The sequence below is a fragment of the Streptomyces sp. NPDC001492 genome (assembly GCF_053597275.1).
Window position 1 is genome coordinate 341,753 of record NZ_JBSFHW010000006.1, and the last position, 19,055, is coordinate 360,807.

The 19,055-nt window shown below is 70.4% G+C and carries 17 protein-coding genes; 12 read left to right on the forward strand and 5 right to left on the reverse strand.

Annotation, left to right across the window (positions count from 1 at the left end):
* The first annotated feature begins 66 nt into the window (after nucleotides 1-66).
* Nucleotides 67-879, forward strand: coding sequence for a hypothetical protein (locus tag ACWC1K_RS11080; RefSeq protein WP_450830306.1), 813 nt, complete (start codon nucleotides 67-69; stop codon nucleotides 877-879).
* Between the two features lie 15 nt (nucleotides 880-894).
* Here the strand turns inward: ACWC1K_RS11080 and ACWC1K_RS11085 are convergent, their stop codons facing one another.
* A complete protein-coding gene (locus tag ACWC1K_RS11085) occupies nucleotides 895-2,313 on the reverse strand; it encodes an FAD-dependent oxidoreductase (RefSeq protein WP_450830308.1) in 1,419 nt (472 codons plus the stop codon).
* 72 nt (nucleotides 2,314-2,385) lie between these two features.
* On the opposite strand from ACWC1K_RS11085, the gene ACWC1K_RS11090 reads away from it, so the two are divergent.
* Complete coding sequence (locus ACWC1K_RS11090; protein ID WP_450830310.1) at nucleotides 2,386-3,036, forward strand: TetR/AcrR family transcriptional regulator; 651 nt, start codon at nucleotides 2,386-2,388, stop codon at nucleotides 3,034-3,036.
* A 97-nt stretch (nucleotides 3,037-3,133) separates the two neighbouring features.
* Here ACWC1K_RS11090 and ACWC1K_RS11095 read toward each other — a convergent pair whose 3' ends face one another.
* Nucleotides 3,134-4,465 (reverse strand): alpha-2,8-polysialyltransferase family protein, encoded by a 1,332-nt coding sequence (locus ACWC1K_RS11095; protein ID WP_450830311.1) that lies wholly within the window; start codon nucleotides 4,463-4,465, stop codon nucleotides 3,134-3,136.
* The gene (locus ACWC1K_RS11100; RefSeq protein WP_450830312.1) at nucleotides 4,465-5,451 is read right to left on the reverse strand and encodes a glycosyltransferase family 2 protein; all 987 of its coding nucleotides are present in this window, start codon (nucleotides 5,449-5,451) and stop codon (nucleotides 4,465-4,467) included. The genes ACWC1K_RS11095 and ACWC1K_RS11100 overlap by 1 nt, the downstream gene beginning before the upstream one ends.
* A 198-nt stretch (nucleotides 5,452-5,649) precedes the next feature.
* Here ACWC1K_RS11100 and ACWC1K_RS11105 point away from each other — a divergent pair, with 198 nt between their 5' ends.
* The 4 genes from ACWC1K_RS11105 to ACWC1K_RS11120 all read left to right on the forward strand — a co-directional run bounded on the left by ACWC1K_RS11105 (nucleotide 5,650) and on the right by ACWC1K_RS11120 (nucleotide 10,603).
* Nucleotides 5,650-6,990, forward strand: a complete 1,341-nt coding sequence (locus ACWC1K_RS11105) for a DUF6716 putative glycosyltransferase (RefSeq protein WP_450830314.1) — start codon at nucleotides 5,650-5,652, stop codon at nucleotides 6,988-6,990.
* A 290-nt stretch (nucleotides 6,991-7,280) separates the two neighbouring features.
* Nucleotides 7,281-8,546, forward strand: coding sequence for a cytidylyltransferase domain-containing protein (locus tag ACWC1K_RS11110; RefSeq protein ID WP_450830316.1), 1,266 nt, complete (start codon nucleotides 7,281-7,283; stop codon nucleotides 8,544-8,546).
* A gap of 15 nt (nucleotides 8,547-8,561) precedes the next feature.
* Nucleotides 8,562-9,503 carry an N-acetylneuraminate synthase family protein gene (locus ACWC1K_RS11115; RefSeq protein WP_351462316.1) on the forward strand — a complete coding sequence of 314 codons (942 nt, stop codon included), beginning with the start codon at nucleotides 8,562-8,564 and terminating at the stop codon, nucleotides 9,501-9,503.
* Nucleotides 9,504-9,535: 32 nt separating this feature from the next.
* Nucleotides 9,536-10,603, forward strand: coding sequence for a hypothetical protein (locus ACWC1K_RS11120; protein ID WP_450830318.1), 1,068 nt, complete (start codon nucleotides 9,536-9,538; stop codon nucleotides 10,601-10,603).
* Nucleotides 10,604-10,658: 55 nt separating this feature from the next.
* Here ACWC1K_RS11120 and ACWC1K_RS11125 read toward each other — a convergent pair whose 3' ends face one another.
* Together ACWC1K_RS11125 and ACWC1K_RS11130 are read right to left on the reverse strand one after the other, a co-directional pair.
* The gene (locus tag ACWC1K_RS11125; protein WP_450830319.1) at nucleotides 10,659-11,327 is read right to left on the reverse strand and encodes a class I SAM-dependent DNA methyltransferase; all 669 of its coding nucleotides are present in this window, start codon (nucleotides 11,325-11,327) and stop codon (nucleotides 10,659-10,661) included.
* 14 nt (nucleotides 11,328-11,341) lie between these two features.
* Nucleotides 11,342-11,578: a hypothetical protein gene (locus ACWC1K_RS11130; protein WP_450830320.1), complete on the reverse strand. Its 237-nt coding sequence runs from the start codon at nucleotides 11,576-11,578 to the stop codon at nucleotides 11,342-11,344.
* 296 nt (nucleotides 11,579-11,874) lie between these two features.
* Between ACWC1K_RS11130 and ACWC1K_RS11135 the strand changes: the two genes are divergently transcribed.
* The 6 genes from ACWC1K_RS11135 to ACWC1K_RS11160 all read left to right on the forward strand — a co-directional run bounded on the left by ACWC1K_RS11135 (nucleotide 11,875) and on the right by ACWC1K_RS11160 (nucleotide 18,988).
* The gene (locus ACWC1K_RS11135) at nucleotides 11,875-13,095 is read left to right on the forward strand and encodes a M20 family metallopeptidase (protein ID WP_450830369.1); all 1,221 of its coding nucleotides are present in this window, start codon (nucleotides 11,875-11,877) and stop codon (nucleotides 13,093-13,095) included.
* 288 nt (nucleotides 13,096-13,383) lie between these two features.
* Complete coding sequence (locus ACWC1K_RS11140; protein ID WP_450697795.1) at nucleotides 13,384-14,436, forward strand: BMP family lipoprotein; 1,053 nt, start codon at nucleotides 13,384-13,386, stop codon at nucleotides 14,434-14,436.
* A 199-nt stretch (nucleotides 14,437-14,635) separates the two neighbouring features.
* Entirely contained in the window at nucleotides 14,636-16,183 is a 1,548-nt protein-coding gene (locus tag ACWC1K_RS11145) for an ABC transporter ATP-binding protein (protein ID WP_450830371.1), read from the forward strand.
* The gene (locus ACWC1K_RS11150) at nucleotides 16,180-17,304 is read left to right on the forward strand and encodes an ABC transporter permease (RefSeq protein ID WP_450697794.1); all 1,125 of its coding nucleotides are present in this window, start codon (nucleotides 16,180-16,182) and stop codon (nucleotides 17,302-17,304) included. The genes ACWC1K_RS11145 and ACWC1K_RS11150 overlap by 4 nt, the downstream gene beginning before the upstream one ends.
* Nucleotides 17,304-18,590, forward strand: coding sequence for an ABC transporter permease (locus ACWC1K_RS11155; protein ID WP_450830322.1), 1,287 nt, complete (start codon nucleotides 17,304-17,306; stop codon nucleotides 18,588-18,590). Before ACWC1K_RS11150 ends, ACWC1K_RS11155 begins: the two co-directional genes overlap by 1 nt.
* Entirely contained in the window at nucleotides 18,587-18,988 is a 402-nt protein-coding gene (locus ACWC1K_RS11160; RefSeq protein ID WP_450830324.1) for a cytidine deaminase, read from the forward strand. The genes ACWC1K_RS11155 and ACWC1K_RS11160 overlap by 4 nt, the downstream gene beginning before the upstream one ends.
* The last annotated feature ends 67 nt before the right edge of the window (nucleotides 18,989-19,055 follow it).

The following is a 19,055-nucleotide window of genomic DNA, read 5'->3' on the forward strand; positions in this document are numbered from 1 at the left end:
GGAACCGGGGAGCGGGCCGGAGGCGTCTTGGGAAGACGCATGGCCCGCTGTCTCGGGGAGGCTCGGATGGAATTCGAACTGCGCAGGCCGCGTGGGCGGCTCACACGGCCGGGGGAGGGCGTGCGGCAGCCGAAAATCGAGCCGGACCCGCATGCGCGAGGGGGCGCGAAGCCGTATCGGGGCCCCGAGTCCCGGCCTCCGATCGAGCGGAAGCCAGGACCGGACCTCGGAGCGCCGGTCTTCGAGGTGGGCCCGCTCACCGACGCGAAGACGGTCCTCGGGACGGCGCTCCGCCGGCTCGGCACCAGCACGACCCCGCTGACGCTCGAAGAGGTCAACGAGCAGGTCAAGGACCTCGCGATCACGTTCCACCGCTTCGACGCCGGCGACCGGTCGGCCATCGCCGTGGCGTGTCCCCTGGAGCGCAAGGGCCCCACGGGCTACGACGCCGCGTCGGCGGCCATCACCGCCCTGCACGGCCACGTCGACGCGGCCGCCTTGCAGATGGTCCACGCGGCGACCAAGGGCGACGACAGCCTGGCGGCGGGGACGGCCCGGTGCGTGATCAGCGGTTTCCTCATCCACCTGATGCCGACGTCGGTGATCGGCAAGGCCATCACGATGCTCGCCGAGGCGGTGCGGGGCATCAACGCGAGGACCGAGCTGAAGGAGATCACCGAGGCCAGGGACTTCGTGGCGACGCAGGGGGTCGGGGAGTTGCTCCGGCATGCGAAGAACGACGAGATCACCGACGAGTCGTTCCTGCCCGACCGCTCCGATGGGGCCGACCATTACCTGACCCGCGGAACACCGCCGGAGACGGTCAGTGACCTGGGTGACCTGGGTGATCCGGACGTCGGCTTCTCCATCGGCCTGTGAACTCGGTGCCTGCCCCTACAGGGCGAGGCGCGTGACGTACTCCGACAGGCCGTCCTCCGTTTCGCCGGCCCAGCCCACGTAACCGTCCGGGCGTACCAGGAACAGGCCCGTTCCGAGCGGCGGCTGGGCCTCGCCGGTGACCACGTGCACCGAATCCGGCAGTTCCGGCGGTGTCACCCCCACCGCGACCAGCGTCCAGTGCGGCCCGCGCAGCGCGTCGAAGAGCCGTACGCCCCCGACCGTCGTGTCCGGCGCGCGGTCGCCCGCCTGGACCGTTCCGGCGTCCGCCCGCGTCTCCTCCGTCAGTGACGACTCCCGGTAGCCGAGCCCGAGCTGGACGGTCGCCGCTCCCCGCTTGACCTCCCCGCGGTGCACGCCCGTGGAGATGCCGAGCATCTGGGCGGCGATGGGCCGCCGTTCCTCCTCGTAGGTGTCGAGGAGCTCGGCCGGCGCCCCACCCACCAGCACCGCGCCCAGCTTCCAGCCCAGGTTGTACGCGTCCTGGACACTGGTGTTGAGGCCCTGGCCGCCGGCGGGGGAGTGCACGTGCGCTGCGTCCCCGGCCAGGAAGACCCGCCCGGCCCTGAAGCGGTCCGCGAGAGCTGCGCGCGGGCGGAACTCCGAGGCCCAGCGGACCTCGGTCACGGCCTCGGGGGCGAGATGCGAGCGCGCGGCGACGACCTTGCGGATGCCGTCCGGGGACACGTCCACCGCGGTCCCCTCCGGGAACTGGGCGACGAGCTGGAAGTCCTCGGTACCGGCGAGCGGGCAGATGGCCAGATAGCCGTCCCCGCGCGGCGGGAAGATGTGCCAGTGGTCGCGGTCCAGGCCGGTGATCCGGACGTCCGAGACCAGCACCGGGTTCGGGTCGACCGTCTCGCCGGTCATGCCGATGCCGAGCGCGCGCCGCACGGCCGAGCGTCCGCCGTCGGCGGCGACGACGTACCGGGCGCGGAGTTCCGGCGCGGACGCGAAACGCACCCGCACGCCGTCCTCGTCCTGGTCGAGCCCGACGACCTCCCGGCCGAACTCGACCCGCCCTCCCAGCTCCTCCAGCCGCGCGAACAGGATCTCCTGCGTCCGCCACTGCGGCACCATCCACGGCTCGGTGAACGCCGAGTCGCCGGCCGACGCCTTCACCTCGTCCGCGTCGAACATCCGGTGCTCGCCGACCCGCTCCCCGTGCTGCCAGACCAGCCCGACCGGATAGCGCCCGCCGGCCGCGAGGATCGCGTCCAGCACGCCGAGATCCTCCAGGACCTCCAGGGTGCGCGGCTGCAGACCCTTGCCGCGCGAGCCGGGGAACAGCCCGTCCGCCTTCTCCACCACCAAGGCGTCCACGCCCCGCCGGGCGAGGTCGACCCCGAGGGCCAGACCGGTCGGGCCCGCCCCCACGATCAGAACATCGATCACGCCGTCCACGGCACGACTCATGATCCACTCTCCTTAACGCTGTTAAGTTCCCTTGGGTCCGAGAGTGCCCTTAACGCTGTTAAGCTGTCAAGCGTGAGTACGGAACGACGCGCGCCCCTCGACCGCCAGCGGGTCGCGGACACCGCCCTGAAGCTCCTGAACGAGGTGGGCCTGGACGGCCTGTCCCTGCGGGCCATCGCCAAGGAGCTGGACGTCAAGGCGCCCGCCCTGTACTGGCACTTCAAGGACAAGCAGGCGCTGCTCGACGAGATGGCGACGGAGATGTACCGGCGGATGGTCGCCGGGGCCGCCCTCGATCCGGACGACACCTGGCAGGAGCGGACGGCCAAGACGTGCCGGGGCCTGCGGGAGGCCCTGCTCGGCTATCGCGACGGCGCCAAGGTCTACAGCGGCGCGCGCTTCACCGGCACCGACCACGCCCGCGAGATGGAGGAGAACCTACGCCTGTTCACGGCCGCGGGTTTCACCCTCGCCCAGGCCGTCCGCGCCAACCAGACCGCGTACGCCTTCACCATCGGTTTCGTCACCGAGGAACAGGGTGTCCGCCCACTGCCGGACGAACGCCGCGAGGGCTATGGCGTCGACGAACGCGCCAGAATGCTGGCCGACTTCCCCCTCGCCGCCGCTGTCGGCACGGAGCTCTTCGAGGACTACGACCGCCACTTCGAGGAGGGCCTGGCGCTGATCATCGCGGGCGTGGAGGCGCGATACGCAATCGCCTGAGCGGCAACAGAGGAGCCCCTTGCGCCCGCGCGAGGGTGGGTACTTCGCGCAGCCGCAAGGGGCTTCGTGAGACGTGTGCCGAAGACGCCCCCTCCGCCTACCGCTGGACAGCCTTCCGCAGGGCCCGAGCCCGCCGCACGACCCGCCGAGCCGTGGAGTTCCGCGGAATGAACGCCAGCCGCTCCGGAAGCCCCCCGGGCAGCCCCAGCGCGGTGAGCCGCTTCCGCCTGAAGTACCGCTTGGTGCGCGCGGACAGGTGCTCGGAGAGGTGGCGTTCCGCCGCCGCCCGCAGGGACGGGTAGATCTGCGGCTGCATCGTGTAGCTGAGCGTGTCGAGCAGACCGTCCAGGGTGCTCGCGGGCAGCGTCTTCTCGGCCTTGCCGCCCTCCAGATCCGGCAGCAGCGCGTCGGCGAGAACGACCGGCACGCGGTTGCTGTTCTGGTACGGCGTGAGCGCGCCCAGCAGCGGTGCCGTACCGATGCGGGCGACCGGGAGGCCGTAGAACGCGGACGCCGTGAAGAGTGCCGTGGAGAAGCAGCCCACGACCAGGGCGGGCCGCGACTGCTCGAACAGCACCTCGGCCAGGACGGGCAGGTCGAGGACGGTGAGGTCCACGCCCAGCTTCCCGGCCTCGGTCTCCAGCGCGCGGCTGTAGCGGGCCGGCGCGGTGGGGTGCGGCTTGAAGACGATCGAGCGGTGTCCGCGCTCGACCGCCCCGCGCATCATCCGTACGTGCAGGTCCTCCTCCTCCTCGGGGGTGAGGATGCCCAGCGCGGACAGGTACTGGCCGAGCAGCAGCGCCGAGTTGTCGGGCAGCACCGGCAAGTCCTGGACCGAGGAGGAGAGTTCGCCCATCACCTTCAGGAACGCCTCGGTCGGCACCAGCTCCGCCGGTACGTCGAACTCGGTCAGCAGACGCGGGGTCAGGTCCGGCACCAGGTCCAGATGGAGCAGCCGCCGCACGCGCGTGCCCACCAGCGGGTCGATCTTGTTGCGGGTGGGGCCGTAGCTCATCAGGCCGTCGGCGTAGACGTGCACGGGTGCGTCGGTGAACAGCTGGGCCACCGTCAGCGCCGGGGCGACCTGGATGGACTCCACGACCAGCTCCACCCGGTCGTCGCCCAGGTTCCACAGCAGCCGCAGATAGCGCTCGAAGAGCGGGACGTCGTCCTGGCGCGGGGTCCAGGCGCCCGGATGGAAGGGGCGGATGGCCTCGTTCCAGGACAGGATCTCGTCGAAGTGGTCGCGCAGCGGCTCGAAGCCCGGCATCTCGTCGACGGGCGGCGTCGTCTCCGGGGTCGCCGAGTTGTTGAAGACCAGCAGCAGACTGCGGTCCTCGTCCTCGAAGCAGTCCGAGTCCAGCGCGGCGGCCAGGGTGGCGGCGCCGTACAGGGTCGAGACGCAGTAGATACGGGTGGTACGGGGCATCAGGCAGCCGCCTTCGCTGTCGTGATCCTGCGCCGCAGCCGCCGCAGCTTGGAGGAACGGTGCATGTCCATCGTTTCGAGCACGTCGCCGAGCATGTCCTGCGGCAGGCGCTGGATGGCGGCCGCGCTCCTGGCCCGCAGCTGCCGGTACACCGACGGCTCCCACTTGTCCTCGTCCGAGACGTGGTGGGCGATGATCGCGCAGTACGTGCGCACCGCCTTCGGGAGCAGCCGGTCCGCGTCCCGGTCCTTCGCCGTCTCCTCGATGACCTGGTCGAAGGCGCGGATGAAGTCGAGCTGGCGGACGTCGCCGATCTGCGTCAGGGACGACGCCACCCCGCGCCGGTAGAAGACGCCGAGCAGACTCAGCACGGCGAACGACTCCGCCTCGCGGTGCAGCTTCCAGATCCACGGCCGGTCCTCGGCCGTGCGCAGCCCGTCGGTGAAGTGCAGCAGACCCTGGTCGAGGAGCCGGCGGTGGTAGGCGCCGGCCCAGGCGAAGGCGTAGTCCACGGACGTCGAACGGTCGGCCGGCAGGATCGCCTCGCGCGGGTTCAGTGCCTCCCAGCGGCGCCCGATGGGGACCCTGCTCACACTGCGCGCGCGGGCGGTCGCCTGCACATGGTCGGTGCGCACGAAGTCGACGCCCAGCCCCTCGATGGCCGCGACCAGTTCGGCGAGGTAGCCGGGGGCCAGCCAGTCGTCGCCGTCCAGGAACGTCAGGTACTCGCCCCGGGCCGCGTCCAGGCCGGTGTTGCGGGCGGTGGCGAGTCCCCCGTTCTTCTCATGGCGGATATACCGCACCTGCGCCACGTCGGAGAGTTCCTCGGCCGCGCGTTCGAGAATCGCCGGGGTTTCGTCCTTCGAATGGTCGTCGACCAGTACGAACTCGAAATCCCGTTGCGCGTTCAAGCGAAGGCTTTTGAGGGTGTCCGGGGCGTATTGCTGCACGTTGTAGAACGGCACGATCACCGAAAGCTTTGGCACACGAGAAAGGGTAAGAGGCGGTTCGGCGGCGTAACTTTCCGGTGCCCGTACAGAGGGTGAACTCAATGTGTCGGAACGGTGCATCACCTGTAGCTCCGGGGATTTGGCGGGCCAGTTCGGCTCTCGGCGGGGTGTTGTTAACTTTTTGTTGAGGTGCGGTTGGGCCGCGCCTCGGAATTGCTTCTTACCGTCTTCGTCGTGCCACCAAGTACCTCGAAGCCCACGCGAATCGCCGTGCTCGCGGACTCCGACACCCGCTGGAAATGGGGTGCGCTGACCGCGGCTCGTATCGCCCCGGGCCCGTCCATGGAAACCGCACCCCGCGAGGACGCGCAAGTCGGTCTCGAGCTGAGCGGATTCCTGCTGCGCGGGCGGGCGACGCCCACCGCACGCCAGCTGGCGGAGGTCGGTGTGCGCGCCGACTCCCTCCGGGAGGTCACGGCCGTCGAGTTCCTGCGCGCGATGGCCGAGGAGGAGTACGACGTCCTCGTCCTCGCCCTCGTCGGCGGTGGCGTACAGGCGATGCTGCACGGCCTGCGGCACGTGTGGGAGAGCCGCGAGCGGCGTCCCGTGGTCGTCACCGGCTATGTCGGCGTCGTCTACGAGAAGCTGGCCGACGGCCTCCTGCTGCGGCACGGCGCGGACCTCGTCCTCGCCAACTCCCGGCAGGACGCGGAGCGCTTCCGGGCGGTGTACGAGGGGGTGGGCGCCGACGCCTCGTCGGTGACCGAGGTGGCACTGCCGTTCCTCGGCGGTGCTCCCTACCAAGGTGAACACGACCCCTACACCGTGGTGTTCGCCGTACAGCCGTCCGTCCCGGACACCCGCAAGGACCGCGTCTACCTGCTCGACCGGCTGATCCGGCACGCCCGGCTGCACCCCGAGCGCGAGGTGCTGCTGAAGCTGCGCTCCAAGCCGGGCGAGCACACCACGCACATCGAGGAACAGCCCTACCAGAAGCTGGTCCAGCGGCTCGACCCGCCGGCCAACTTCCGCCTGGTCTACGGGAACATGGGCGAGGTCCTCGACCGCACCGACCTGCTGGTCACCATCAGCTCGACGGCCGCGCTGGAGTCCCTGCACCGCCGTATCCCGACGGTCGTGCTGACCGACCTCGGCATCCGTGAGGTCCTGGGCAACCACCACTTCGTGGGCTCCGGCTGCCTCGCCTCCTGGGACCAGCTGGACGCCGGGCACCGGCCGGTGGCCGACGAGGAGTGGGTGGCCCGGCAGGGCGTCGCGACGGACGGCTCGTACGAGAGCGCCTTCGACGTGGCGAGGGAGCGCATCGCCAAGCTGCTCGACAGCGGTCCGGCGCCGCTGACCCCGTACTACACGCCTGAGACGGCGCCCGGCTATCTGCCCGGCATCCTCGCGCGCCACCACCTCGGCCCCGACGGCAGCCCGCTGCCCGGAGCCCCCGCCCACGACAGGGAGCCGGGCCCGGTCCGCCAGATCGTGCGCCGCGCGGCCCGTGGTGCCTACCGGCACGGGGTGCAGCGCGTGGCTCCGGTGATCCGGCGGATGGGGGAGCTGTGAGCGCCGCCGAGCGCTCCGCTGGAGTGGCCGGGACAGGAACTGCCGCGACAGGCCGTGTGCCGACTGCGGCGCCGTCGTCGCCGGTCGCGCCCGCGCGGCGGCAGCCGCACATGCGATACGGCCCCGCGCCCCTTCGGGCCGCGGACGCCGCGCAAGCGGCGGTCGCACGAGTCGTGTCCGCGGTGCAGACGGACGCGATCGGTCTGCCGGCCCGGGCCACCCCACAACCCACGGAAGCGCGAGCCGCAGTCGCGCCGATTCCTCCGCAAGGAGCCCAAGGAGTAGTCCCCATGTCCAACCCGCAAGCGGGCCAAGGCGCTTCGGTGCGCCGGGTGCTCGCGGTGATTCCCGCGCGCGGCGGCTCCAAGGGCGTGCCCGCGAAGAACCTCGCCCCCGTCGGCGGTGTGCCGCTGGTGGCCCGTGCCGTGCGGGAGTGCCTCGCCACCCGGCTGGTGACGGACGTCGTCGTGTCCACCGACGACCACGCCATCGCCGCGACGGCCCGTGAGGCGGGCGCCGAGGTCGTGCTGCGCCCCGCCGCCATAGCCGGGGACACGGCGACCTCCGAGGCCGCCGTCCTGCACGCCATGGACGCCCACGAGGCCCTGCACGGCGCGGCCGTCGACGTGGTGGTGTTCGTGCAGTGCACCAGCCCGTTCATCATCCGCGAGGACATCGACGCAGTGGCGGCCGCGGTCGTCGAGAACGGCGCCGACACCGCCGTCACCGTGGCCCCCTTCCACGGCTTCATCTGGCGGGACGCCGACGACGAGGCCACCGCGGGCACCGTCGCCGAGGCCGACGCGGCCACCGGCGGCGGCTACGGCGTCAACCACGACAAGTCCTTCCGCCCCCGCCGCCAGGACCGCCCCCAGGACCTCCTGGAGACCGGCGCCGCCTACGCGATGGACGCGGCGGGCTTCCGCAAGCACCAGCACCGCTTCTTCGGCCGTACCGAACTCGTCCGCACCGATCCGGCACGGGTGCTGGAGATCGACGACCCGCACGACCTCGCGCGGGCCCGGGCCCTGGCCCCCCTCTTCGACGCCGACCGGCCCGGCGCCCTCCCGACCGCCGACGACATCGACGCGGTCGTACTGGACTTCGACGGCACCCAGACCGACGACAGGGTGCTGATCGACGCCGATGGAAGGGAGTTCGTCTCCGTGCACCGCGGAGACGGGCTCGGCATCGCCGCGCTGCGCAAGAGCAGCCTGAAGATGCTGGTCCTGTCCACGGAGCAGAACCCGGTCGTCGCCGCGCGCGCACGGAAGCTGCAGATCCCCGTGCTGCACGGCATCGACCGCAAGGACCTCGCACTGAAGCAGTGGTGCGAGGAGCAGGGCATCGCGCCCGAGCGCGTGCTCTACGTCGGCAACGACGTCAACGACCTCCCGTGCTTCGCCCTCGTGGGCTGGCCCGTGGCGGTCGCGAGCGCCCACGACGTGGTACGCGGCGCCGCCCGTGCGGTCACCACCGTCCCCGGTGGCGACGGCGCGATCCGAGAGATCGCCAGCTGGATCCTCGGCCCCTCTCTCGACTCCCTAACCAAGTAAGGACAGTTCACTGCCATGAGCATCAACTCCCGCCTGCGCACCTTCGGTACCGAGCGCATCGCCGGCCCCGGTCAGCCCGTCTACATCTGCGGCGAGATCGGCATCAACCACAACGGCGAGCTGGAGAACGCCTTCAAGCTCATCGACGTGGCCGCCGAGGCCGGCTGCGACGCCGTGAAGTTCCAGAAGCGCACCCCGGAGATCTGCACCCCGCGCGACCAGTGGGACATCGAGCGCGACACCCCCTGGGGCCGGATGACCTACATCGACTACCGCCACCGCGTGGAGTTCGGCGAGGACGAGTACCGCCAGATCGACGCGTACTGCAAGGAGAAGGGGATCGCCTGGTTCGCCTCCCCGTGGGACACCGAGGCCGTCGCTTTCCTGGAGAAGTTCGACGTCCCCGCCCACAAGGTGGCCTCCGCCTCCCTGACCGACGACGAGCTGCTGCGTGCCCTGCGCGCCACCGGCCGCACGATCATCCTCTCCACCGGCATGTCCACCCCGAAGCAGATCCGCCACGCGGTCGAGGTCCTCGGCTCGGAGAACATCCTGCTCTGCCACGCCACCTCGACGTACCCGGCGAAGGCCGAGGAGCTCAACCTCCGCGTGATCAACACCCTGCAGGCCGAGTACCCGAACGTCCCGATCGGCTACTCCGGCCACGAGACCGGCCTGCAGACCACCCTCGCCGCGGTCGCCCTCGGCGCCACCTTCGTCGAGCGCCACATCACCCTGGACCGCGCGATGTGGGGCTCCGACCAGGCCGCCTCCGTCGAGCCGCAGGGCCTGACCCGCCTCGTCCGCGACATCCGCACCATCGAGGCCTCCCTCGGCGACGGCGTCAAGAAGGTCTACGAGTCCGAGCTCGGCCCCATGAAGAAGCTGCGCCGCGTCACGGGCGTCGTCGCCGAGGCGGAGATCGCCGCGGCCGCGGGCGAGCCGGTCACGGTCTGAGCCACCACCACTTACGGGACGGTCATACGTCGATGAGCCGCCGCGCCGGAACCGCCGGCAGCACCTCCACTCTCGCGTTCGTCGAGAGCCCGGTACAGCTTCTGAACGTGCTGGAGTGGGCGCATGCCCAGGCGCCCGGCGCGGGGCTCACCCTCGTCGTCCTGTCCCCGACCGACCCCATGACCCGCGGCCAGCTGCGCCGCATGGCCGAACTCGCCCGCGACGAGGGCCACACGGTCCGCTGGGAGGAGGCCCGGGGCGGTCCCGCGGCACCCTTCCAGACCATCGGCGGCCTGACGGGCACGCTCCGCAGGGCCGACCGCATCGTCCTGGGCGACCCCTTCTCCCGCTACGTACAACTCCTGCTGACCATCACCAAGGCCCGCGACCTGGTCGTCGTCGACGACGGCACGGCCACGATGGAGTTCGTCGCCCAGCTGGCCCGCGGTGAACGCCTCGTCCGCTGGCACCGCAAGGGCGGCCGCCCGAGCGCCCGCGACCTGATCTTCGCGCCGGTGTCCTCCAAGGCCCGCCGGCGCCTCACCCCGAGCGCCAGGCGCCGGGTGGCGGTCTTCTCCTCCATGCCCATGGACGAGATCCCGCCCGGCGTGACCGTCCACACCAACGACTTCTCCTGGACCCGCTTCCGCTTCGGCCCGCCCCGCATCACCAAGGGCGCCGACATGGTGGGCACCTCCCTGGTGGAGACCGGAGTGGTGGACGGCGACCGCTACCTGGAGGCCGTCCGCACCCTGGCGAAGACCCACGGAGCCACCCGCTACTTCGCCCACCGCCGCGAGAGCACGGACAAACTCCACCGACTGGCCGCCGAGACGGGCCTGGAGATCGTCCGCCCCGACCTCCCCCTGGAACTGATCGCCCGCCGCGGCCCCATCGGCCGCACCGTCCTGAGCTTCCCCTCGACGGTCGTCCACACCCTCCCGCTGGCCCTGGCGGGCACGGAGGTCCGGGTCGCCGTCTGCGACATCGACCCCGGGTGGCTCACCCAGAACGCCTCACCGCGGGCCCAGGGCTTCCTGTCGGGCGTGACCGGAACGGCACGGGACGTGACCCGGCTGTCGGCGGTCACGGCGGCATGACCGCGACCAGCCGCGACGATGCCGCGGACGACGCACGGCACCTCGTGGCACAGCCTCAGTCGTCCTTCCGCGCCAGCAAGAACGCCCGCGCCCGCTTCTCGTCCTGCGCAGGCTCGCGCAGCACCCGCGCATCCACCCGCAGCCCCGCCTTGACCAGCTGCTCGGCCACGGCATCCGGCGTACGCCAGTAGTAGTCCAGCGAGATCTCGCGCCCGAACCGCTCCTCCAGCCGCAGATGCCCGTCCTCGTCACCGCTCTGGAAGCCCAGCAGGACATGCCCCCCGGGCACCAGAACGCGCCGGAACTCGTCGAAGACGGTCTTCAGGTGGTCGTCCGGGACATGGATGATCGAGTAGAGGGCGAGCACACCGCCCAGCGTCTCGTCCGGCAGGTCCAGCGCGGTCATCGAGCCCACGTGGAACCGCAGCCCGGGATGCGCCTGCCGGGCCAGCGCCACCATGCCGGGGGAGACGTCGACCCCGAAGGCCGGCACCCCGAGCGCGTCGAGCCGCGCGGTGACATGGCCGGGCCCGCTGCCGACATCGGCGACAGGGGCCGTACCGGCCGCACGGACGAGCTCGGCGAAGGCGGTGACCAGGGCCAGGTCCAGCGGTCTGCCGCTGAGGTGGTCGGCGAACTGCGCGCTGTACGGGCGGGCGATCGCGTCGTACGAGGATCGGGTGGTATGCAGGAAGTCCGGGCTGCCCGGTATCGCGGAGCTCACGGGCCCGCACCCTACTAGCGGTCGTCCGTCGTCCAGGTGAAACCGCCGAGAGAGTCCTGCGAAGTCTCTTCGAACTCCACCTCTCCGGGCGGGTACCTCCACCGCCGGTACAGTGACACCGCCAGCACCAGCAGCCAGCCCGCGAGGGTCATCGCGACCAGCAGGCCCAGGAACAGGCCGGCCGTGCCGAGCAGACCGAATTTCGCCAGCATCCAGGGGATGTGTTCCTCGCCGCAGCCGCACGCCTCCATGGGGGCAGGCTGCCCGCGATCCACCCGCCGTGTGCGCTGCGTGGCGGAAATGTCGCGCGGTGGTGATGATTCCGGGATCCGGGCCCGTACGTCCCACAGTGCGGTCCCGACAGGTGGACCGGAACCACGGACAGGGGCGGGGCGTGGTATGCGTAGAGAAAAGCAAGGTATACCCATCTCAACCCTTGCCCAAGCGTCGAGCGGCCAGATTTTCTTCCCCTGACGGGTTGAACTTTTGTTGATCGAGGGGCAGTTGGCCACCCCGGCGTCCTACGCTTAAGAGGGTGAAGCAACTGATGTCACCAGAGTCCGAGGTCGATCATCCCGGGGCAGCCGTGCTCCCCGGCACGCTGCCCGAGGCGCTGCGTGCCGAACTCGTGGCCTTCCGTCGCGACCTGCACATGCACCCCGAGCTCGGCAACCAGGAGTTCCGTACCACCGCGGCGATCAAGGAGCGGCTCGAGGCGGCAGGCCTGCGGCCCCGTGTGCTCGCCACCGGTACCGGGCTCGTCTGTGACATCGGGGAGTGGGACGGCGGGCGGCCCATGCTCGGCATGCGCGCCGACATCGACGGTCTGCCCATCCCGGACACGAAGAGTGAGTGCCCGTACCGCTCGACCGTGCCGGACCGCGCACACGCCTGCGGACACGACGTGCACACCACCGTGGTGCTCGGCGCCGGCCTGGTCCTGGCCGAGCTGCACAAGCAGGGCAAGCTCCCGCGGCCCGTGCGGCTGGTCTTCCAGCCGGCCGAGGAAGTGCTGCCCGGCGGCGCCGCCGACGCGATCGACTGCGGTGTGCTGGACGGCGTCGGCCGGATGATCGCCGTGCACTGCGACCCCCGGGTGGACGCCGGCCGGGTCGGTCTGCGGCAGGGCGCCATCACCTCCGCCTGCGACCGGCTGGAGGTCGCACTCGACGGCCCCGGCGGCCACACCGCCCGCCCGCACCTGACCACCGACCTGGTCACCGCCGCCGCCCGCGTCGCCATCGACGTGCCCGCGCTCGTCGGCCGGCGGATGGACACCCGTGCCGGCCTCGCCGTGACCTGGGGCCGCATCGAGTCGGGACACGCCCCGAACGTCATCCCGCAGCACGCCGAGCTCTCCGGGACCGTCCGCTGCCTCGACATCGAGGCCTGGCGGGAGGCCCCGGACCTCGTGGTCGCCGCCATCGACGAGGTCGCCAACCTGCACGGCGCCAAGTCGGAGATCAACTACGTGCGCGGCGTCCCGCCCGTGGTCAACGACGCGGACGTGACCGACCTGCTGCGCGACGCCATGATCGCCCGCCGCGGCGCCCAGTCCATCGAGGACACCGAGCAGAGCCTCGGCGGCGAGGACTTCTCCTGGTACCTGGAGCACGTCCCCGGCTCCATGGCCCGCCTCGGCGTGCGCACCCCGGGCGAGCGCACGGTGCGCGATCTGCACCAGGGCGACTTCGACGCCGACGAGTCGGCGATCACGGTCGGTGTCGAACTGTTCACGGCGGCGGCCCTGCTGGACGCGGCTGAGTGATCCGAGCGTGCCGGGCGGCTCCCTCGGGGGCCGTTCCGCCGACCGGCGCAACATGCTCGTAAGCCAATCGTGCACGCATCGAAATCAGGGCGTGTGAAGGCACAAGAGTCTGAGTTCAGACTGTGTTTGCCTCGGTTCGATAACGGCTTCGAGAGGGGTGTTTTTCTGACATCTACGCGCGTTACGATGCCGCGAAGCCGACGCCGCAGGGGCGTCCGGGCCCGAGCACTGGCAAGGTGCTCACATGAAGCGCCGACATGGCGCTCAGGTCAGGTGAAGGAGCCTCCCGTGCGCCGGGTAGCCAAGCTTTCCGCTGCGTGTATCGCCACCGCAGCTCTCGCCATGACTGCCACAGCCTGTGGCAGCACCTCGTCCGACACTGGCAGCTCGTCCTCCCCCTCGGGCAGCAGCAAGGGCATCAAGATCGGTCTCGCCTACGACGTCGGCGGCCGCGGTGACCGTTCCTTCAACGACTCCGCCGCGCGCGGTGCCGACCAGGCCCAGAAGGAGTTCGGCGGCTCCATCAAGGAGCTGACCGCCAAGAGCTCCGACACCGAGGCCGACCGCGAGCAGCGCCTGACCGACCTGGCGGACGCCGGCTACAACCCGATCGTGGCCGTCGGCTTCTCCTACGCCACCTCGGTCGACAAGGTCGCCGCCAAGTACCCGAAGGTCAACTTCGGTCTCATCGACGCGGTCGCGAAGGCCAAGAACGTCGACAGCATCACCTTCACCGAGGAGCAGGGTTCCTACCTCGCCGGTGTCGCCGCGGCGCTGAAGACCAAGAAGGACCACGTCGGCTTCATCGGCGGCGTGGACACCCCGCTGATCAAGAAGTTCGAGGCGGGCTACGCCCAGGGCGTCAAGGACACCAACCCCAAGGTCAAGGTCGACGTCCAGTACCTGACCCACGGCTCGGACTTCTCCGGTTTCGCCGACCCCGCCAAGGGCAAGGAAGCCGCGTCCGGCATGCTCGACAACGGCGCCGACGTGATCTATGCCGCGGCCGGCTCCTCCGGCAACGGCTCGATCGAGGCCGTCTCCGGCGTCAAGGGCGCCTGGGCCATCGGCGTGGACTCGGACCAGTACAACATCCCGGGTCTGGCCAAGTTCAAGAACTCGATCCTGACCTCGATGGTCAAGAACGTCGACGTCGGCGTCTACGACTTCATCAAGTCCGTCCACGCCGGCAAGCCGCTGACCGGCAACCAGCTCTACTCGCTCGCCAAGGGCGGTGTGGGTCTCTCCACCAGCGGTGGCTTCATCGACGACATCAAGCCCAAGCTGGACGAGGCGAAGAAGAAGATCGTCGACGGCACCATCACGGTCAAGACCAGCTGACCTGACGGTTCCCGCCGGAACCCGGGCTCGACGAGGGGGCCTCGACACCCCCCTCGTCGAGCCATAACAATGTGTCAACTCTACGCGTGTAGCATGGAGTTGCCGCGCTAGCGTCGCCGACGCCTGCCCTCCCCTACGCAGCCCCTTTCCCCCAGGAGAGTGCGCCATCAACGCGTCCAGCCCTCCCGCTGCCGTCGAACTGCGCGGCATCACCAAGCGATTCCCCGGCGTCGTCGCCAACAAGGACATCGACATCACCGTCCGCACGGGCACCGTGCACGCCCTGTGCGGTGAGAACGGTGCCGGCAAGTCCACCCTGATGAAGATCCTCTACGGCATGCAGCAGCCGGACGAGGGCACCATCACGGTGAACGGCGAGACGGTCACCTTCCACACCCCCGCCGACGCCATCGCCCGCGGCATCGGCATGGTCCACCAGCACTTCATGCTCGCCGACAACCTCACCGTCCTGGAGAACGTCGTCCTGGGCGCGGAGAAGCTCTACGGCATCGGCGGCAAGGCCCGCGCGAAGATCCGGGAGATCTCCGACGCGTACAGCCTGAACGTCCGCCCCGACGTCCTCCTGGAGGAGCTCGGCGTCGCCGACCGCCAGCGCGTGGAGATCCTCAAGGTCCTCTACCGCGGCGCCAAGACTCTCATCCTCGACGAGCCCACCGCCGTCCTCGTGCCCCAGGAGGTCGACGCCCTCTTCGACAACCTGCGCGAGCTCAAGGCCGAGGGTCTCACCGTCATCTTCATCTCGCACAAGCTCGGCGAAGTCCTCTCCGTGGCCGACGAGATCACCGTGATCCGGCGCGGCACCACCGTCGGCACGGTCGAGCCCGCCGGCACGACCTCCAAGCAGCTCGCCGAGCTGATGGTCGGCAGCGAACTGCCCACCCCGGAGACCGAGGAGTCCACGGTCACCGACGTGGCGCTGCTCAAGCTGGACGGCCTGCGCCTGGCCCAGACCGACCTCGACGGCGTCGAGCGGATCATCCTCGACGACATCTCCTTCACCATCCACAAGGGCGAGGTCCTCGGCATCGCCGGCGTGGAGGGCAACGGCCAGTCGGAACTGGTCGAGGCCATCATGGGCATCCGCGACCCCGACTCCGGCACCGTCACCCTCGACGGCACCGACATCTCCCACGCGCCCACCCGCCACCGCCGCGAGTCCGGCGTCGGCTACATCCCCGAGGACCGCCACCGCCACGGCCTGCTCCTCGAGGCCCCGCTGTGGGAGAACCGCATTCTCGGCCATGTCACCGAGAAGCCCAACTCCCGCGGCCAGCTGCTCGACATCAAGGCGGCCCGCACCGACACCGAGCGCATCATCCAGGCGTACGACGTCCGCACCCCCGGCATCGACGTCACCGCCGCCTCGCTGTCCGGCGGCAACCAGCAGAAGCTGATCGTCGGCCGCGAGATGAGCCACGCGCCCAAGCTGCTCATCGCCGCCCACCCCACCCGCGGTGTGGACGTCGGCGCGCAGGCCGCGATCTGGGACCACATCCGCGAGGCTCGCCGCGAGGGCCTGGCCGTGCTGCTGATCTCCGCCGACCTGGACGAGCTCATCGGCCTGTCCGACACCCTGCGGGTGATGTACCGCGGCCGACTGGTCGCCGACGCCGACCCCGCCACCATCACCCCCGAGGAGCTGGGCTCCGCCATGACCGGTGCGGCCACCGGCCATCTGGAGCACGCAGCGGACTCCGCAGCGGACCACGAGGACGACGCCCGATGAACAAGCTGACCCAACGCATCGACAAGGAGCGGCTGCTCCTCGGCATCGCGGCCCCGCTGCTGGCGATCGTCGCCGCGCTCGTCGTCACCACCCTGGTGATCCTGGCCACCGGCAAGAACCCGGGCGCCGCCTTCAGCGACATGCTGACCTACGGCTCCGCGAGCGACAGCCAGGTCTACATCCTCAACAAGGCGACGACGTACTACCTGGCGGGCGTCTCGGTGGCCATCGGCTTCCGGATGAACCTGTTCAACATCGGCGTCGACGGCCAGTACCGCATCGCCGCGTTCTTCGCCGCGGTCCTCGGCGGCGCGCTGACCACGCCGGGCTGGATCTCCATCCCGCTGATCATCCTCTGCGCCATGGCCACCGGCGCCGTATGGGCGGGCATCGCGGGCGTTCTGAAGGTGACCCGCGGCGTGAGCGAGGTCATCTCGACGATCATGCTCAACGCGATCGCCACCGCGATCATCGCCTACCTGCTCCAGCCCGGAAAGCTCGCCGAGCTCCAGGCCGGTGGCACGGTCGTCTCCACCAAGCCGCTGCCCGAGTCGTCGTACTTCTTCCAGATCGACACCGGCGCGGCGGGCGAGCTGTGGGGCTTCATCGTCATCGCCGTGATCGTCGGCATCGCGTACTGGTTCGTGCTCGGCCGCACCCGGTTCGGCTTCGACCTGCGCACCGTCGGCCAGTCCGAGTCCGCCGCCGCGGCGAGCGGTGTGTCGGTGAAGAAGATGGTCGCCACCAGCATGCTCATCTCCGGCGCCATCGCCGGCCTGATCGGCATGCCGACCCTGCTCAACGACAGCCACCAGTTCAGCAACGACTTCCCGACGGGCATCGGCTTCACCGGTATCGCCATCGCCCTGCTCGGCCGCAACAACCCGGTCGGTATCGCGCTCGGCGCCCTGCTGTGGGGCTTCCTGGAGCGCACCACCAACCACCTCGAGTTCGAGGGCTACGACAAGGAGATCCTCGGCGTCATCCAGGGCGTCATCGTCCTGTGCGTCGTCATCGCCTATGAGCTCGTACGCCGCTACGGCCTCAGGCGCCAGCAGCAGCGGGTCGGCGCCGAGCTCGCCGCCCAGGCCGCCACGACCCAGAAGCAGGAGGTGGCGTGATGACTGCCACGATGACCGACACGCCGCCCCCCGCGGCCCCCAAGGCGGACACCGAACGTGGCCGCTCCGGCCGCTCGCTCGGCCAGATCCTGATGATCGTCGCCGGTGCGCTGCTGCTCGTCGCCGCGGTGCGTGTCATCTCCGGCTCCGACCAGCTCACCTCCGAGGGCCAGGTCTCCGCCGCGCTCAGCCTCGCCGTGCCGATCGGCCTCGCCGGTCTCGCCGGTCTGTGGTCCGAACGGTCCGGTGTGGTCAACATCGGTCTCGAGGGCATGATGATCCTCGGTACCTTCGGCGCCGGCTGGATCGGCTGGCAGTCCAGCCCCTGGCTCGGTCTGCTGTGCGGTGTCGGCTTCGGCGTCGTCGGCGGCCTGCTGCACGCGGTCGCGACCGTCACCTTCGGCGTCGACCACATCGTCTCCGGTGTCGCGATCAACCTGCTCGCGCTCGGCACCACCCAGTACCTCGCCAAGCTGTTCTTCGTGGACGGCAAGGCCGCCGACGCGGGCGGCAACCCCAAGCAGTCCCCGCCGGTCGACTCGCTGCCCACCTTCGACGTACCGGGCCTGTCCAGCGGGCTGCACTCCATCGAGAAGCACCACTGGTTCCTGATCTCCGACATCGCGGGCATCCTCGGCGGCCTGGTCACCGACCTGTCCGTGGTGACGGTCTTCGCCATCCTGCTGTTCGTCGGCAGCTGGTGGCTGCTGTGGCGCACTTCGTTCGGTCTGCGGCTGCGCTCCTGCGGCGAGAACCCGATCGCCGCGGAGTCCCTCGGCGTCAACGTCTACAAGTACAAGTACGCGGCCGTCGCCGTCTCCGGCGGCCTCGCCGGTCTCGGTGGCGCCTTCCTCGCGCTGGTCACCTCGCACAGCTACCTGGAGGGCCAGACCGGCGGGCGCGGTTATATCGGTCTCGCCGCCATGATCTTCGGCAACTGGCGGCCCGGCGGCCTCGCCATGGGCGCGGGCCTGTTCGGCTACTCCGACGCGCTCCAGCTGCGCAACGGCGGCGAGACCGTCCACGCGCTGCTGCTCCTGCTGTTCGTGCTGCTCCTGGCGATGGCCGGCTGGAAGCTGTACAAGAAGGCGCACTGGCAGGGCGGCATCAGCCTCCTGGTGGGCGCGGGCGTCCTGGTCTGGTACCTGGTCACCGACGAGGTCCCGAGCGACTTCGTGGGCGCCACCCCGTACGTCGTCACCCTGCTGGTGCTGTCGCTGTCCGCGCAGCGCCTGCGGATGCCCAAGGCGGACGGCATGCGCTACCGGAAGGGCCAGGGCAAGTGACCCCGCCGGCCGCTGTCGACTGGGAGGCGCTGCGGGAGCTGGCGCGCGAGGCCATGTCCCATGCGTACGCCCCCTACTCGGGCTTCCCGGTCGGGGTCGCCGCCCTGGTCGACGACGGCCGCACGGTCTCCGGCTGCAACGTCGAGAACGCCTCCTACGGTCTCGGCCTGTGCGCCGAGTGCGGTCTGGTCTCGGAGCTGCAGCGCACCGGCGGCGGGCGTCTGACGCACTTCACCTGCGTGGACGGCCGGGGCGAGATCCTCGTCCCGTGCGGTCGCTGCCGCCAGCTGTTGTACGAGTTCGGGGGCTCGGACCTGTTGTTGGAGACACCGGCGGGAATCCTGCCCCTGTCGGAGATGCTTCCCCAGGCCTTCGGCCCGGGCCATCTCACCACGTAACTCCCGTACGGCCCCTCCGGCTTGAACCCTTCGAGCGGAGGGGCCGCACACTTCCATGAACCTCGGA

What these genes read in the sequence shown, in the direction of transcription:
- ACWC1K_RS11080 (WP_450830306.1), top strand. Translation starts at nt 67, where the DNA reads ATGGAATTCGAACTGCGCAGGCCGCGTGGGCGGCTCACACGGCCGGGG.
- ACWC1K_RS11085 (WP_450830308.1), bottom strand. Translation starts at nt 2,313, where the DNA reads ATGAGTCGTGCCGTGGACGGCGTGATCGATGTTCTGATCGTGGGGGCG.
- ACWC1K_RS11095 (WP_450830311.1), bottom strand. Translation starts at nt 4,465, where the DNA reads ATGCCCCGTACCACCCGTATCTACTGCGTCTCGACCCTGTACGGCGCC.
- ACWC1K_RS11110 (WP_450830316.1), top strand. Translation starts at nt 7,281, where the DNA reads ATGTCCAACCCGCAAGCGGGCCAAGGCGCTTCGGTGCGCCGGGTGCTC.
- ACWC1K_RS11115 (WP_351462316.1), top strand. Translation starts at nt 8,562, where the DNA reads ATGAGCATCAACTCCCGCCTGCGCACCTTCGGTACCGAGCGCATCGCC.
- ACWC1K_RS11120 (WP_450830318.1), top strand. Translation starts at nt 9,536, where the DNA reads ATGAGCCGCCGCGCCGGAACCGCCGGCAGCACCTCCACTCTCGCGTTC.
- ACWC1K_RS11130 (WP_450830320.1), bottom strand. Translation starts at nt 11,578, where the DNA reads ATGGAGGCGTGCGGCTGCGGCGAGGAACACATCCCCTGGATGCTGGCG.
- ACWC1K_RS11135 (WP_450830369.1), top strand. Translation starts at nt 11,875, where the DNA reads ATGTCACCAGAGTCCGAGGTCGATCATCCCGGGGCAGCCGTGCTCCCC.
- ACWC1K_RS11150 (WP_450697794.1), top strand. Translation starts at nt 16,180, where the DNA reads ATGAACAAGCTGACCCAACGCATCGACAAGGAGCGGCTGCTCCTCGGC.
- ACWC1K_RS11155 (WP_450830322.1), top strand. Translation starts at nt 17,304, where the DNA reads ATGACTGCCACGATGACCGACACGCCGCCCCCCGCGGCCCCCAAGGCG.